The organism is Streptomyces katrae (assembly GCF_000966975.1).
Classification (GTDB): domain Bacteria; phylum Actinomycetota; class Actinomycetes; order Streptomycetales; family Streptomycetaceae; genus Streptomyces; species Streptomyces katrae.
Genome location: NZ_JZWV01000620.1, coordinates 1 through 14,397 on the forward strand (window position 1 = coordinate 1; position 14,397 = coordinate 14,397).

At 73.7% G+C, this 14,397-nt stretch carries 14 protein-coding genes and 1 riboswitch; of the genes, 8 read left to right on the forward strand and 6 right to left on the reverse strand.

The features are described from left to right. The coding region (thiO, locus tag VR44_RS22125) for a glycine oxidase ThiO (protein WP_052713761.1) at positions 1-1,155 on the reverse strand (1,155 nt) is incomplete at its 3' end. Continuing rightward, positions 1,153-1,265, reverse strand: a riboswitch (TPP riboswitch). It overlaps the preceding gene by 3 nt. A 101-nt stretch (positions 1,266-1,366) precedes the next feature. On the opposite strand from thiO, the gene VR44_RS22130 reads away from it, so the two are divergent. The 5 genes from VR44_RS22130 (at position 1,367) to VR44_RS22150 (ending at position 5,891) form a co-directional block, all read left to right on the forward strand. Next, on the forward strand, positions 1,367-2,596 hold the full coding sequence (locus VR44_RS22130) for an NAD(P)/FAD-dependent oxidoreductase (protein WP_045949315.1): 1,230 nt from the start codon (positions 1,367-1,369) through the stop codon (positions 2,594-2,596). 164 nt (positions 2,597-2,760) lie between these two features. Beyond that, positions 2,761-3,126, forward strand: a complete 366-nt coding sequence (locus VR44_RS22135) for an Rv2175c family DNA-binding protein (RefSeq protein ID WP_045949327.1) — start codon at positions 2,761-2,763, stop codon at positions 3,124-3,126. Positions 3,127-3,221: 95 nt separating this feature from the next. Beyond that, positions 3,222-3,860 carry a thiamine phosphate synthase gene (gene thiE, locus VR44_RS22140; protein WP_045949316.1) on the forward strand — a complete coding sequence of 213 codons (639 nt, stop codon included), beginning with the start codon at positions 3,222-3,224 and terminating at the stop codon, positions 3,858-3,860. A gap of 176 nt (positions 3,861-4,036) precedes the next feature. Further along, positions 4,037-4,951, forward strand: coding sequence for a methylenetetrahydrofolate reductase [NAD(P)H] (gene metF / locus VR44_RS22145; protein ID WP_045949317.1), 915 nt, complete (start codon positions 4,037-4,039; stop codon positions 4,949-4,951). 52 nt (positions 4,952-5,003) lie between these two features. Then, positions 5,004-5,891, forward strand: coding sequence for a hypothetical protein (locus VR44_RS22150; RefSeq protein ID WP_045949318.1), 888 nt, complete (start codon positions 5,004-5,006; stop codon positions 5,889-5,891). 73 nt (positions 5,892-5,964) lie between these two features. Here the strand turns inward: VR44_RS22150 and VR44_RS22155 are convergent, their stop codons facing one another. From VR44_RS22155 to VR44_RS22175, 5 genes are all read right to left on the reverse strand, one after another. Further along, the gene (locus VR44_RS22155; RefSeq protein WP_094191829.1) at positions 5,965-7,398 is read right to left on the reverse strand and encodes a phytoene desaturase family protein; all 1,434 of its coding nucleotides are present in this window, start codon (positions 7,396-7,398) and stop codon (positions 5,965-5,967) included. A gap of 51 nt (positions 7,399-7,449) precedes the next feature. Continuing rightward, positions 7,450-8,064 carry a DUF4126 domain-containing protein gene (locus VR44_RS22160; RefSeq protein ID WP_045949320.1) on the reverse strand — a complete coding sequence of 205 codons (615 nt, stop codon included), beginning with the start codon at positions 8,062-8,064 and terminating at the stop codon, positions 7,450-7,452. Positions 8,065-8,154: 90 nt separating this feature from the next. Further along, complete coding sequence (locus VR44_RS22165) at positions 8,155-8,556, reverse strand: DUF3040 domain-containing protein (protein WP_045949321.1); 402 nt, start codon at positions 8,554-8,556, stop codon at positions 8,155-8,157. Positions 8,557-8,872: 316 nt separating this feature from the next. After that, positions 8,873-9,631, reverse strand: coding sequence for a class I SAM-dependent methyltransferase (locus VR44_RS22170; protein ID WP_045949322.1), 759 nt, complete (start codon positions 9,629-9,631; stop codon positions 8,873-8,875). 76 nt (positions 9,632-9,707) lie between these two features. Further along, on the reverse strand, positions 9,708-10,199 hold the full coding sequence (locus tag VR44_RS22175) for an SAV_6107 family HEPN domain-containing protein (RefSeq protein WP_045949323.1): 492 nt from the start codon (positions 10,197-10,199) through the stop codon (positions 9,708-9,710). A 212-nt stretch (positions 10,200-10,411) separates the two neighbouring features. On the opposite strand from VR44_RS22175, the gene VR44_RS22180 reads away from it, so the two are divergent. From VR44_RS22180 to VR44_RS22190, 3 genes are read left to right on the forward strand one after another with little or no spacing between them, the layout of a single operon-like run. Next, on the forward strand, positions 10,412-11,380 hold the full coding sequence (locus tag VR44_RS22180) for an ATP-binding cassette domain-containing protein (RefSeq protein ID WP_045949324.1): 969 nt from the start codon (positions 10,412-10,414) through the stop codon (positions 11,378-11,380). Continuing rightward, positions 11,352-13,436, forward strand: coding sequence for a YhgE/Pip family protein (locus tag VR44_RS22185; protein ID WP_045949325.1), 2,085 nt, complete (start codon positions 11,352-11,354; stop codon positions 13,434-13,436). Before VR44_RS22180 ends, VR44_RS22185 begins: the two co-directional genes overlap by 29 nt. A gap of 29 nt (positions 13,437-13,465) precedes the next feature. Then, positions 13,466-14,092 carry a TetR/AcrR family transcriptional regulator gene (locus VR44_RS22190; RefSeq protein WP_042812209.1) on the forward strand — a complete coding sequence of 209 codons (627 nt, stop codon included), beginning with the start codon at positions 13,466-13,468 and terminating at the stop codon, positions 14,090-14,092. Positions 14,093-14,397 lie beyond the last annotated feature (305 nt).

The following is a 14,397-nucleotide window of genomic DNA, read 5'->3' on the forward strand; positions in this document are numbered from 1 at the left end:
GGCGATCTCCGGCACGGCGCCGGTGGTCAGCAGTTCCGCCATCACGTCGCCGGTGAGCGGGGTCAGCAGCACCCCGTTGCGGTAGTGGCCGGTGGACAGGTGCAGTCCGGGCAGGCCGGTCGGGCCGAGCAGGGGCGCGTTGTCGGGGGAGCAGGGGCGCAGCCCGGCCCGGGTTTCGACCAGGGGGAGCTCGGTGATGCCGGGGACCAGCTCGTGGGCGTCGCGCAGCAGCTCGTAGACCCCGCCGGCGGTGACGGTGGTGTCCCAGCCGAGCTCTTCGCTGGTGGCGCCGACGACGAGCTCGCCGTTCTCACGCGGCACCAGGTAGACGTGGCTGCCGCGCACCACGGCCCGTACCGTGCGGGACAGGAACGGCGCGTAGGCGGGCGGCACGGCCAGCCGCAGCACCTGCCCCTTGACGGGCCGGACGGGCGGCAGCACCTGCTCGGGCACGCCCTCCAGCCGGCCGCTGAGCGAGCCCGCGGCCAGGACCACCTGGTCGGCGAGCAGCTCTGTGCCGTCGTCGAGGAGCGCCCCGCGGGCCCGGTCGGCGGTGACGAGCAGCCGGCGGGCGCTCGCCCGGTGGATGCGCACCCCGGCCCGCTCGCAGGCGGTGAGCAGCGCGGCCGCGAGGCGGCGCGGGTCCACCTGGTGGTCCCCGTCGACGCGCAGTCCGCCGCGCACGCCGGGGGCCAGCATGGGTTCCAGGCGGCGGCACTCGCGGCCGGTCAGCCACTCGGACTCCAGGCCGCAGCGCCGCTGGAGGGCGTGCAGTTCCCGCAGGTGGAGGCGGTCGTCGGCGTCGAGGGCGACGGCGAGGGTGCCGCAGGCGCGGTAGCCGAGGTCCATGCCGCCGCTGGCCTCGGTGAGCTCGGCGGCGAACTCCGGGTAGCGGGCGGCGGAGGCGAGGTTGAGCCCCAGCAGGGTCTCCTCGCCGTAGTGCAGTTCGGTGACGGCGGCGAGCATCCCGGCGGCGACCCGGGCGGCGCCGCCCCCGGGGTCGGGGTCGGCGAGCGCGGTGCGCAGCCCGCTGCGGGCCGCCCGCCAGGCGGTGACCAGGCCGATGATCCCGCCACCGATGACGAGCACGTCGTGGCCCCGGTGGTCGGACCGCTGTCCGGACCGGTGGTCGGATCCCTTGTCGGATGCGTGCATGGGCGTCCAGCCCCTCCCTTCGCCGGCATGACCCGGATCAGGTTCGTACGGTCGGAGGCCGGCCAGCCTCCCTCTCAGCCCGGTGCGCCCGGACTCCCGCGATAGGTACGGTGGCCAGCGTAACCCCGGGGCCGGTGCCGGGTAAGGCTGCCTCCCTCCGCCACCCCGACCCGGCTTTCCTGACGGTGCGTCAGGTGGCTAGGCTGACCGTGTGAGTGAGCAGACGGAACAGACGAAGCCCGGTGTCGTGATCGTCGGCGCCGGAATGGCCGGGGTGCAGACCGCGGTGGCCCTGCGGGAACAGGGCTGGACGGGCCCCGTGACCTTGCTGGGCGCCGAACCCCACCAGCCCTACGACCGCCCCCCGCTGTCCAAGGCGGTGCTGCTCGGCAAGGCCGAGGACTCGGCCTTCGACGTCGACTTCGAGGGCCTGCGCATCACCCTGCGCCTGGGCATCGAGGTGACCGGCCTGCGCGCCGCCGACCGCGAGCTGGACACCGAGGCCGGCCCGGTCCCGTACGAGGTCCTCGTCCTGGCCAGCGGGGCGGCCCCGCTGACGCTGCCCGGCACCGAGGGCGTCCCCGGCGTCCACCTGCTGCGCACCCTCGACGACGCCGCCCGGCTGCGCCCCGTGCTGGCGGCCGCCCCCGAGGTCGTCGTGGTCGGGGCCGGCTGGATCGGCGCCGAGTTCGCCACCGCCGCCCGCGAGGCCGGCTGCGCCGTCACCGTCGTCGAGGCCGCCGACCGGGTCCNCCGGGTCCTGGCCGGGGCCCTGCCCGCCGAGGTCGCCGCCCCCATGGCCCGCTGGTACGCCGGAGCCGGGGCCACCCTGCTGACCGGCGCCAAGGTGGCCGGGATCGAGGAGGGCCGGGTGCTCCTCGCGGACGGCCGCGAGCTGCCCGCCGGGGCCGTCGTCGTCGGCATCGGCGCCCGCCCCGCCACCGACTGGCTCGCCGGCAGCGGCGTCGAGCGGGGCCCCGACGGCTCCGTCACCGCCGACGCCCACCTGCGCACCTCCCTGCCCGGGGTGTACGCCGTCGGCGACTGCTCCTCCTTCCCGTCGGCCCGCTACGGGACCCGGCTGCTGGTCCACCACTGGGACAACGCCCTCCAGGGCCCCCGCGCGGTCGCGGCGAACATCGTCGCCGGCGAGGCCGTCCAGGCCTACGACCCCGTGCCGTACTTCTGGTCCGAGCAGTTCGGCCGCTTCGTGCAGTACGCGGGCCACCACGGCGGCGCCGACACCCTGCTGTGGCGCGGGGACCCGGACGGCGACACCTGGTCGGTGTGCTGGCTGCGCGACGGCGCCCTGGTCGCCGTCCTGGCCGTCGGCCGCCCCCGGGACCTGGCCCAGGGGCGCAGGCTGATCGAGGCGGGCACCCCCGTGGATCCGGCCAAGGTCGCCGACCCGGCCGTCCCGCTGAAGTCGGCCACCGCCTGAGGCCGGCCACCGCCTGAGGTCGGCCACCGCCTGGCGGACGCCCTCCGGCAGGGGCCCGTACCCGGACGCGGGCCCCGGCCCGGACGCATCCCCGCCATCGAGGACCGACCCGGACGGACGGGGCCGGGTACCGGCCGCCCCGCCGAGGTGGCAGGCTTGTGTCCGTGACCGAGATTGACGCAAAGATCGATGCCCTTGTCCCCTCCTGGCTGTACCTCCCCGACATCGCGGAGATGCTCGACGTCGAGGTGACCCGGGTCCGCCAGATGGTCAAGGAAGGGCAGCTGATCGCCGTACGCCGGGGTGAGAACCGTGCCCTGCAGGTTCCGGCCCAGTTCATCGACGGGGACAAGGTCGTCAAGGGGCTCGTCGGCCTGCTGACCGTCCTGCGCGACGACCGCTTCTCCGACGAGGAGATGCTGGAGTGGCTCTTCACCGAGGACCCCTCCCTGCCCGGCACCCCCGTGCAGGCACTGCGGGAGAACCGCGGCACGGAGGTGAAGCGGCGCGCCCAGGCGCTCGCCCTCTGACCGGCTGATCCACGGATCGACCGGCTGAACCACGGATGCGGCGGGCCGGGTAACCTCGGCCCGCCCGCACTCCACGCCACCAGGGGGGTACTCCCATGCAGCAGCTGTCCGACGCCCGGCTCTACCTGTGCACGGACGCACGCAAGCGGCAGGGCGACCTCCCCGAGTTCCTGGACGCCGTCCTGGCCGGCGGCGTCGACATCGTCCAGCTCCGCGACAAGGGCATGGAGGCCGGCGAGGAACTCGAACACCTCCAGGTCTTCGCCGAGGCCGCCCGCCGCCACGGCAAGCTCCTCGCCGTCAACGACCGCGCCGACGTCGCGCACGCCATCGGCTCCGACGTCCTGCACCTCGGCCAGGGCGACATCCCCGTCCCCGCCGCCCGCGCCATCCTGGGCCGGGAGGTCCTGATCGGGCGCTCCTGCCACGCCGAGTCCGAGGTCGACGCCGCCGTCGCCGAACCGGGCGTGGACTACTTCTGCACCGGCCCCTGCTGGCCCACCCCCACCAAGCCCGGCCGCCACGCCCCCGGCCTGGACCTCGTCCGCTACGCGGCCTCCCTGCCCCAGGACCGTCCCTGGTTCGCCATCGGCGGCATCGACGCCGGCAACCTGGACGAGGTCCTCGACGCCGGGGCCACCCGCGTGGTGGTCGTCCGCGCCATCACCGAGGCCGTCGACCCCGGCGCCGCCGCCGCAGACCTGGCCAAGCGCGTCCGCGCCCGCCTCGCGTAACGGATCCCGGCGGGGCCGGCCGCCAGGGGTCCCCGCCGCCGGTCCCGGGCCGCAGCCCTCGTGCCGCACCGGAGCAGCCCTCGTGCGGCGCTCGGGCCGGCGCCCGGGTGTCCAAAAATCTGTCCAATGGATGGACAGCGCTTCGGTGTCCGCCGGGCCGCGTCTAACCTGCCCGTATGGCCCTTGGTACCGCTTCCACCTGGTCGGACCGTGCACACACGGTCCGCGACCTCCTCGCGTCCGGAGCCTCGTATTCCTTCGAGTTCTGGGCCCCCCGGACCGAGAAGGGTGAGCGCAACCTCTGGAACGCGCTCCGCCGGATCGAGGCGGTCTCCCCGAGCTTCGTCTCCGTCACGTACGGGGCCGGCGGCTCCACCCGGGGCGGCACCGTGCGCGCCACCCAGCAGATCGCCGCCGACACCACCCTGACCCCCGTCGCGCACCTCACCGCCGTGGACCACTCCATCGCCGAGCTGCGCCACGTGATCGGTCAGTTCGCTGACGCCGGCATCCGCAACATGCTCGCGCTCCGCGGGGACCCGCCGGGCAACCCCATGGGCCCCTGGGTCAAGCACCCCGAGGGCGTGGACTACGCGGCCGACCTCGTGCGCCTGCTCAAGGAGTCCGGCGACTTCTGCGTCGGCGTCGCGGCCTTCCCCGAGATGCACCCCCGATCCGAGGACTGGGATACGGACATCCGGCACTTCGTGGACAAGTGCCGCGCTGGTGCGGACTACGCCATCACCCAGATGTTCTTCGATCCCGAGCACTATCTGCAGCTGCGGGACAGGGTCCAGAAGGCGGGCTGCGAGACCCCGATCATCCCCGAAGTCATGCCTGTTGTGGGCATCAAGCAGCTCGACCGGCTGCCTCAGCTGAGCGACGCCGTCTTCCCTGACGCCGTGAAAGACCGCATGCTCGCCGTCAAGGACGATCCGGTCGCTGTACGCTCCATTGGCATCGAGTTCGCCACGGAGTTCTGCGCGAGGCTGCTGTCCGAAGGTGTTCCGGGACTGCACTTCATCACGCTCAACAATTCCACGGCGACTCTCGAAATCTACGAGAACCTGGGCCTGCACCAGCGGGCCTGATCGGCCGTCTCCCGTCTCCCGCGCGGTACGGCCGTACCGAGAGGGGCCTTGCATGGGAATGACGGTCCTCTACATCGCGTTCGCTTTCGTCGCGTTGTGGCTGCTTGCCGAGGTCCTGATGCAGTACAAGGCCCGGCTGCGCTGGCGCCTGCTCGCCTTCGCCGGGTTCCTCGGCGTCGTCGCCGGGGTCATACTGCCGTCGGTGCTCGTCATCGCCGTCGGGGCCACGGCCTTCGCCGTCGGCCAGACCCTGGTGACGCTCTCCTTCCGCAAGGGCTTCGTCGCCGGCTGGGCCCTGCGCAAGGGCAAGGGCGGCGAGCCCGCACGCCAGGAGGCACAGAGCAGACGCCGCCGCTCCGGGCGCGGCGCGCCGCGCCCGGAGCCCGCGCTGGAGGTGACCGGGCTGGAGTACGGCTCCCAGGACCCGGCCGCACCCCGCGCGGCCGGCGCCGAGGACGACGACCGCGACGACCGCGACGTCTTCACCCCGCAGCCGGTGCCCGAGGAGACCGGCTCGTACGGGATACAGAGCTTCGCCCCCCAGCAGCCGGACGCCACCGCCGCCTTCGCCTCCCCCTTCGCCGCGGACGGGCAGGACGGCGGACAGCACGCCGCCTACTACGACCCCGGACAGGGCCAGGGCGGCTACGACTACACCGGCGGGTACCCGGCGGGCGGCCAGCAGGTCTACGCCGCCTACTCCGACCCGTACATCGGCACCGGCGGGGCGGTCTCCCCGGGCCAGCCGTACGACTACCCGCAGTACGACCCCGCGCAGCAGCAGTACTCCATGGACACCCCGCCCGGCGGGGTCTGGGTCCCGCAGCAGCGCGCCACCGACGCGGCCCCGCAGCCCTACCCGGAGCAGGACCCGCAGCAGCAGCCGCAGCAGGGGTACCCGTACCAGGGCAACGGCGAGTACGGGCAGTACCGCTACTGAGGTGAACGAGGGGAGGGCCCGGCTCGTACGAGCCGGGCCCTCCCCTTTCGCCTCCGCCCCCGGCGCCGACGGCTCACTGGGAGCCGCGGAAGTCCGCCCCCTCGACGATCAGGCCAGCCACCAGGGCCCCGGTCATGCCCGCGTGCGCGAGCCCGCCGCCGGGGTGCGCCCAGCCGCCCGCGAGGTACAGCCCGGGCAGCCCCGTCGCGTTGGCCGGGTACAGCAGGCGCCCCCCGTCGCCCGGCAGGGCCGGGGCCGGCACCGAGCCGCCGAGGGCGCCCGTGGCCGCCTCCACGTGCCCCGGGGTGCGCACCTCCTGCCACAGCAGCCGCTTGCGCAGGTCGGGGACGGCCCGTGCGGCGAGGTCCAGCAGCTTCTCCGGGTCCGGGACCGCCGCCCCGCCGGCGGGGCCGCACACGGCGCTGACGGTGACCGCCTCGTGGTCCGCGTCGGGCCGGGTGGACGGGTCGTCCGGGCGCAGCACCGTGACGAGCTGGACGGCGGCGGAGCCGGGGGAGTGCACCAGCGTGCGGTGGACGGCGTCCGCTGGGCGGCCGCCGCGCAGGGCGAGCAGCAGGGTCAGCCGGCCGGGCACCGAACCGCCCCGGGCCTGCACGCTGCCGCGCGGCCAGGACACGGAGCCGGCCGGGAGCTGCCTCGGGTCGATCCCGCAGACGACGGAGTCGGCGGCCGCCTCGGTGCCGTCCTCCAGCCGCACCCCGGCCGCCCGGCCGTCCCGGCTCAGCACCGCCCGTACGGGGGCGCCGAAGACGAACTCCACCTTCCGCTCCAGGCAGCGCTCGTACACGGCGGTGGCCAGCTCGCGCATGCCGCCGCGGACGTACCAGGTGCCGAAGGTCTGCTCCATGTAGGGCAGGGCCGCCGCGGCGGCGGGCGCCGAGTCGGGGTCGAGCCCGTACGCGAGGACCCGCCCGCGCAGCAGCTCCCCGAGCCCGCCGCCGAGTTCGCGCCGGGCCACCTCGGCCAGGGTCGGCTGGCGGCGGCGCAGCAGGCCGCTGCCGCGCAGTGCCGGATAGGGGTCGCGGCCCAGCACCTGCCAGTCGGGGCGCAGCGGCTCCTCCAGCAGGGGGCGACGAATGGCGTCCCAGGCGTCACGGGCACGGCCCAGCAGGTCGTTCCAGCGCTCGCCCGCGCCCGCGCCGAAGGTCTCGTCGAGGGCTGCGGCGACCCCGCCCCGGGAGGTGCCGGGGAGGGTGACGGTGGCGTGGTCGAGGACGTGCCGGACGGCCGGGTCCACCTGGACCATCTCGACCAGGTCCTCCAGCGGCCGCTTGCCGGTCTTCACGAACAGGTCGCGGTAGACGGCGGGCAGGTGCAGCAGGCCGGGCCCGGTGTCGAAGGCGAAGCCGTCGCGCTCGTACCGGCCGAGGGCGCCGCCGTAGGTGGAGCCGCGCTCGTAGACCGTCACCTGGTGGCCCGCCACGGCCAGCCGGGCCGCCGTCGCCATCGCGCCCATGCCGGCGCCGATCACCGCAATTCTTGCCATGGCGCTGAGCCTATCGAGCGAGCGCTCGGCCGATCGAGCGAGGTCAGCGGGTCAGTACGGCGGCGCGCCCTGGACCGCTGCCGTCCGCTTCTCCTCGCGGCGCTGGGCCCGCCGTCGCCGGAAGCGGCGGATCCGGCTCCAGAGGAAGACGACTATGGCGAGACCCGCGGCGAGCAGGACGGCGGCGATGACCGCGGCGGCCGTCGGGTGGAACACGGCGAAGACGACGAGGCCGGCCACGCCGAGGTCCTCGGCGAAGCTCAGCAGGATGTTGCTGAAGGGCTCCGGGCTGGTGTTGACGGCCATCCGGGTGCCGGCCTTGACGAGATGGCTGGCCAGCGCGGTGGAGCCGCCAAGGGCGCCGGCGGCGATGTCGGGCAGCGAACCGCTCTGTCCGGCCAGGAGGGCGCCGACCACGGCCCCCGTGGCCGGGCGGATCACCGTGTGGACGGAGTCCCAGACGGAGTCCACGTACGGGATCTTGTCCGCGACGGCCTCGCACAGGAACAGCACGCCCGCCACGACGAGCACGTCGGTGCGCTGGAGGGAGGCCGGGACCTCGTCGGTCAGGCCGGTCGCGCCGAAGATGCCGAGCAGGAGGACCACGGCGTAGGCGTTGATCCCGCTGGCCCAGCCGCTGGTGAAGACCAGGGGGAGCACACTCACACGGGCATCATGCCGCAGGGACGGGGAAAACGGTGAGGGACGGCCGCGATCGCGCGGCCGTCCCTCACCGGACGGAATGGGGTACGGGGGCTAATGTCCCTGTTCGTCCCGGCGGCGCTGCCACCGGTCCTCGATACGGTTCATCATCGACCGACGCTGCCGGTTCTGCCCGCGGGCCGAACCGCCTGCACTTCCGGAGACGGGCTGTTCGCCGGGCTTGGGTGCCTTGCGCCAACCGGTGACCACGAGGACCGTACAGGCCAGCATGACGAGGAATCCCACCACGCTGATCCAGAGCACTTCCTGCCAGATCACACCTGTCATGAGGAGCGCGATACCCACCACAATGCCTGCGACTGCCTGGTAAACCCGTCGCCGGGTGTACGTGCGCAGTCCACTGCCCTCAAGCGCTGTCGCGAACTTGGGGTCTTCGGCGTACAGCGCTCGCTCCATCTGCTCGAGCATTCGCTGCTCGTGCTCCGAGAGCGGCACGGGAGTCCTCCTCATCCGTCGGTCGCGGGGGGTAGCGACCAGGGGTCCCCTTCAGGATAGGCGGGGAATCGCCCCCGTGATACCCGCCCTCTACGCCACATTCTGCAAATCGCTGAGCGAGAAACCACTGCGTGGACAACCAGTGTGCGAAACGTACCGTCACCAGCGCGGTCACTGAGGCGTTTATTCCCCAATGAGAGGTCCGCCATGCCGAGCGGTGTTCCGATCATACGGGTCACGGCGCGGGAACGGAGGGGTCTCGCTCAGGTCAACCGCGCAGGTCCGTGGATCGGGCCCGTTGGGCCGGGCCCGTGGATCAGGCCGGCTTCTCGCCCAGCACGTGCAGCTGGGTGGCCACCGCGTGGAAGGCGGGCAGCTCGGCGGCGGCCTCCTCCAGGCGCAGCAGCGCCTCCACCGCACCCGGCTCGGTGTCCACCAGCACACCGGGCACCAGGTCGGCGAAGACCCGCACCCCGTGCACGGAGCCGACCTCCAGGCCGGCCGCGCCGACCAGCTCCGCGAGCTGCTCGGCGGTGAAGCGGCGCGGCACCGGGTCGCCGGCGCCCCAGCGCCCGGCCGGGTCGGTGAGCGCGGTACGGGCCTCGGTGAAGTGCCCGGCCAGCGCCCGGGCGAGGACGGCCCCGCCCAGGCCGGCGCCGAGCAGGCTGAGGACGCCGCCGGGGCGCAGCGCGGCGACGGCGTTGGCCACGCCCTCGGCCGGGTCGTCCACGTACTCCAGTACACCGTGGCAGAGCACCACGTCGTACGCGTCGCGCTCGACGACGTCCAGCAGGCCCTGGGCGTCGCCCTGGACCCCGCGCACCAGGTCGGCGACGCCCTCTTCGGCGACCCGGCGCTCCAGCCCGAACAGCGCGTTCGGGCTGGGGTCGACCACGGTCACCCGGTGGCCCAGCCGGGCGACGGGCACGGCGAACTTGCCGGTGCCGCCGCCGGTGTCGAGGACGTCCAGCACATCCCGCCCGGTCGCCTTCACCCGGCGGTCGAGGGCCTCCTTGAGGACCTCCCACACCACGGCGGTGCGGAGGGAGGCGCGGGGGCGGGAAGTGTCCGACACGGCTGATGGCTCCTCGGGCGGCGGTGGGGCGGGGTGCGTGCGTCCCCCACCCTATTGCCTCGGCCGACCGCGCAGCTCATCCCGCGTCCGGACGCTCCGGGCGCTCCGGACGCGGCTGGGGCAGCGGCTGCGCCACGGGCCGCAGTGCGAGCATCCGCTCCACCAGGCGCAGGAACATCCCGGCCTCCCGTACGAGGTCGTCCGCGTCCCGGCCGGTGGCCGCGTCCGGTATCCCCGCCTCGGCCCGGGCCCGGCGGGCGGCGCCCGAGGCGAACAGGGCGCTCCACTCGGTCAGCTCCGGCGCGATCTCCGGGAGCACCTCCCAAGCGCTGCGGATCCGGGGCCGCCGCCTGGGGTTGACCGGCTCGGGCCGGGCACGGGCGGCGAGCACCGCCGCGGCGGCGCGCAGGGCGGCGAGGTGGGCGGTGGCGTACCGCTCGTTGGGCCGGGGCAGCAGGGCCGCCTCGGCCAGGCCGCTGCGGGCCTTGGCGAGCAGGTCCAGGGCGGCCGGGGGCGCGGCCGACCTGCGCGGGACGGGGTGGACAGGGGACGGGGACGGTGTGGCCATGACGAACCTCCTGTCGTTGCGTGGTGCTCAGCGGGTGGTGCTCGGTGGTGCCGGACGGAGCGTGGCCCCGTTGCTGGACCCATCGTGGCGCCCCCCACTGACAATCGTCCTGACCTGCGCTTTTGTGCCCAAAGTCCCCCTCCTGTGCCGACCTTGGTCCCGAACCTGCTAGTTTTTGAACTGACTGGTCAGTTCAAAAGGAGGGGGCGGGGATGGACAGCCCGCACGGAGCCGTCGTCAAGGCCGAGGGCTTCGGACTCAAGGGCCCGCGCGGCTGGGTCTTCCAGGACATCGCGATCGACGCCGCACCCGGCTCGCTCCTCGCGGTCGAAGGCCCCTCCGGCAGTGGCCGTACCTGCCTGCTCCTCGCCCTCACGGGGCGGATGAAACCCACCGCGGGCCACGCCGAGGTCGGCCGCCACCGCCTCCCGAAGAAGATGGCCGCCGTCCGCCGGATCACCGCCCTCGGCCCGGTCCCCGGGGTCAACGACCTCGACCAGGCCCTCACCGTCGCCGAGCAGCTGCGCGAGGGCGCCATGCTCCAGCGGCGCTACGACGCCCCCGTGCGCGCCCTGCTGCGCCCGCGCGGCGCCCACGCCCCGGCCCCGGCCCGGGTCCGGATCGAACAGGCCCTGGCCGCCGTCGGACTCGACCCCGCCACCCTGCCCAAGGGGATGCGCACCTCCGTGCGGGACCTGGAACGGCTGGAGGCCATCCGGCTGTCCGTGGCCATCGCCCTGCTGGGCGGCCCCCGGCTGCTGGCCCTCGACGACCTCGACCTCAAGCTCTCGGACACCGAACGCACCGAGGCCTGGGACCTGCTCCGCTCGGTCGCCGCCCGAGGCACCACCGTCCTCGCGGTGTGCAGCGAGGCCCCGGCGGACGTCACGGTGGTCCGCACCGGCCCGCAGGCCCCGGCGGAGCCCGCCGCCGAGCCGGCCGCGGCCCCCCTGTCCGAGACCCCCAAGGTCACCTGGGGCACCTCCCGCCCGGAGGAAACGGAAGCCCAGGCGGCACCCGCGGCCCCGTCCCTCACCAAGAAGGACGCCGCTCCCGCGGCTGCCGGCACCGGCAGCGACGCCGTGGACGACGACGAACACGAACACGAACACGAACACGAAGACGAAGACGAAGACACGAAGGGGGCGGACGATGCGCTCGCCGAAACTGGCCGCGCTTGAGCTGAAGCGGTTCGGGCGGGGGAAGCTGCCCCGGGCCGCCCTCGTCGCGCTGCTCCTGCTGCCCCTCCTCTACGGGGCCCTGTACCTGTGGTCGTTCTGGGACCCGTACAAGCGCCTCGACCAGGTGCCCGTGGCCATCGTCAACGCCGACAAGGGCGCCACCGTGGGCGGCGAGCACCTCGACGTCGGCGGTGACATCACCCGGAACCTGCGCGAGCGCAAGACCTTCGACTGGCGCGTGGTCAGCGCCGACGAGGCCGCCAAGGGCCTGGAGGACGGGAAGTACTTCCTCTCCCTCACCATGCCCGCCGACTTCAGCGAGAAGATCGCCTCCAGCAGCGGCGCCGACCCCACCACCGGGGCCCTCCAGGTCCGCACGAACGACGCCAACAACTACATCGTCGGCTCGATCTCCCGCACCGTCTTCTCCGAGGTCCGCTCGGCCGCCTCCACCAAGGCCTCCCGCAAGTTCCTCGACAAGATCTTCGTCTCCTTCTCCGACCTGCACGACAAGACCGCCGAGGCCGCCGACGGAGCCGACAAGCTCAAGGACGGCGCGGGCAAGGCCCAGCAGGGTGCCAAGGACCTCGCCGACGGCCTCGACACGGCCAAGGAGAAGTCCGGCGAGCTCACGGGCGGCCTGAACAAGCTGAACGAGGCCGCGGGCAAGCTGGAGACCGGCTCCCGGCAGGTCGCCGAGGGCACCCAGAAGGTCGCCGACCTGGCCAACGGCGCCGCCGACAAGGCCCGCCCGTTCGTCAAGGACCCCAAGAACCTCGCGGACACCGCCAAGCTGGTCGGCGACACCGCCCACGTCGTCAACCTGCACCTCGCCAAGTTCGCCGAGAAGGCCCCCGCCGCGGCCGCCCTCACCAGGAAGGTGGCCGACCGCACCGACAGCTTCTACACGAAGTACTGCTCCGCCTCCGCCCAGCCGGCCCCGGCCTTCTGCGCCGACGCGAAGACCGCCAGGGACGACGCGGCCCAGGCCGCCCTGCTCAGCGGTGACGTCAACACCGTCCTCGGCAACTCCAAGGGCGACCTCACCAAGCTCCAGGGCCAGCTGACCGACCTGGAGAACAAGGCCCGCGAACTCGCCGACAAGGCCCCCGGCCTCGCCGGTGACCTCAACGCCGCCTTGGCCAAGGCCAACGCCCTCAACGACGGCGCCCACCAGGTCGCCGACGGCATGGTCAAGCTCCACGCCGGCATCGGCACCGCCGCCGGCGGCTCCGGCAAGCTCGGCGAGGGCGTCGGCAAGCTCGGCGACGGCGCCGAGCAGCTGGGCGGCGGCATGGTCAAGCTGGTCGACGGCACCGGCGAACTCGCCGGCGGCCTCCACGACGGCGCCGGCAAGATCCCGGACTACGACCAGCGCCAGCGCGACGCCCGCACCCAGGTCATGGCCGACCCGGTCCAGCTCGCCAGCGACCCCCTGCACAAGGCGCCCAACTACGGCACCGGCTTCGCCCCCTACTTCATCCCGCTCTCCCTCTGGGTCGGCGCGATGGTCGCGTACATGCTGATCGCCCCCATGAACAAGCGGGCCCTGGCCGCCGGCGCCTCGTCCTGGCGGATCGCCTTCGCGGGCTGGCTGCCCGTGGTCGGCCTCGGCGCCGCGCAGGTGGGCGCGTTGATGTCCGTACTGCACTGGGGCCTCGGCCTGCAGATGGCCCACCCGGCCCTGACCATCGGCTTCCTGGTCCTGGTCACCGCCTGCTTCGCGGCGATCATCCAGTGGCTCAATGCCAAGTTCGGCGCCGCCGGACGCATCCTGGTCCTCGCCGTCCTGATGCTCCAGCTGACCTCGGCGGGCGGCACCTACCCCGTGCAGACCAGCCCCGGCTTCTTCAACGCCATCCACCCGTACCTGCCGATGTCGTACATCGTCGCGAGCCTGCGCCGCCTCATCACCGGCGGGGACCTCACCCCGGTGTGGCAGGGCGGCCTGGTCCTGCTCGCCTTCACGGCCGGGGCCCTGGCCCTCACCGCCCTCGCCGCCCGCGGCAAGCAGGTGTGGACGATGGACCGGCTGCACCCGGAACTGAGCCTGTAAGGGGCTGTTGACCTGTGAGAATCAGCGCCATGGAAAGCAGCAGCACCACCGCCGGCGGGGCCCGGCGGCAGGCCACGCGACAGAAGCTGTACGAGGCGGCCGTCACGCTCATCGCGGAGCAGGGCTTCTCCGCGACCACGGTCGACGAGATCGCCGAGCGGGCGGGCGTGGCCAAGGGCACCGTCTACTACAACTTCGCGAGCAAGACCGAGCTCTTCGAGGAACTCCTGCGGCACGGGGTCGGCCTGCTGACCGCCTCGCTGCGGGAGGCCGCGGACGAGACGGAGGCGCGCGGCGGCAGCCGTATCGAGGCCCTCGACGCGATGATCCGGGCGGGCCTGGTCTTCATCCACCGCTACCCGGCCTTCACCCAGCTGTACGTCGCCGAGCTCTGGCGCACCAACCGGGCCTGGCAGGGCACCCTGATGGTGGTCCGGGGGCAGGCCGTGGCGGTGGTGGAGTCGGTGCTGCGGGAGGGGGTCGAGCGGGGTGAGCTCAGCGCCGAGATCGACGTACCGCTGACGGCGGCGGCGCTCGTCGGGATGGTGCTGGTGGCCGCGCTGGACTGGCAGGCCTTCCAGAGCGAGCGGTCGCTGGACGACGTGCACTCGGCGCTGTCGCTGCTGCTGCGGGGGCGGGTGAGCGGGAGCCGGTGACCCCCGGTCGGCGGTGCCGTGGCCGCCGTCGGCGGCGTAGAACTGAGTATCCGTACCTAGGTGCACAGATGAGTACCCGTACGGATGGGCTCCCACCTGCGGAAACCGCAGACTGGGGGCTGGGGACAAGGGCAGGCCCGCCGGGCCGCGCCGCGGACACGGGGCCGCGGAGCGGGTCGGCTGCCGCCCGGGGAACAGAACGCCGGTGCGTCCGGGCTCGGGGGGAACGAGCCCGGCCGCACCGGCGTTTTCCGTTCCCCGCCCCACCCTTTCTCCGTTTCTCCCCCGGCTACCGCTGGGAGGTG

What these genes read in the sequence shown, in the direction of transcription:
- VR44_RS22175 (WP_045949323.1), bottom strand. Translation starts at nt 10,199, where the DNA reads ATGGCCACACCGTCCCCGTCCCCTGTCCACCCCGTCCCGCGCAGGTCG.
- thiE (WP_045949316.1), top strand. Translation starts at nt 3,222, where the DNA reads ATGCAGCAGCTGTCCGACGCCCGGCTCTACCTGTGCACGGACGCACGC.
- VR44_RS22190 (WP_042812209.1), top strand. Translation starts at nt 13,466, where the DNA reads ATGGAAAGCAGCAGCACCACCGCCGGCGGGGCCCGGCGGCAGGCCACG.
- VR44_RS22150 (WP_045949318.1), top strand. Translation starts at nt 5,004, where the DNA reads ATGGGAATGACGGTCCTCTACATCGCGTTCGCTTTCGTCGCGTTGTGG.
- metF (WP_045949317.1), top strand. Translation starts at nt 4,037, where the DNA reads ATGGCCCTTGGTACCGCTTCCACCTGGTCGGACCGTGCACACACGGTC.
- VR44_RS22180 (WP_045949324.1), top strand. Translation starts at nt 10,412, where the DNA reads ATGGACAGCCCGCACGGAGCCGTCGTCAAGGCCGAGGGCTTCGGACTC.
- VR44_RS22185 (WP_045949325.1), top strand. Translation starts at nt 11,352, where the DNA reads ATGCGCTCGCCGAAACTGGCCGCGCTTGAGCTGAAGCGGTTCGGGCGG.
- VR44_RS22155 (WP_094191829.1), bottom strand. Translation starts at nt 7,398, where the DNA reads ATGGCAAGAATTGCGGTGATCGGCGCCGGCATGGGCGCGATGGCGACG.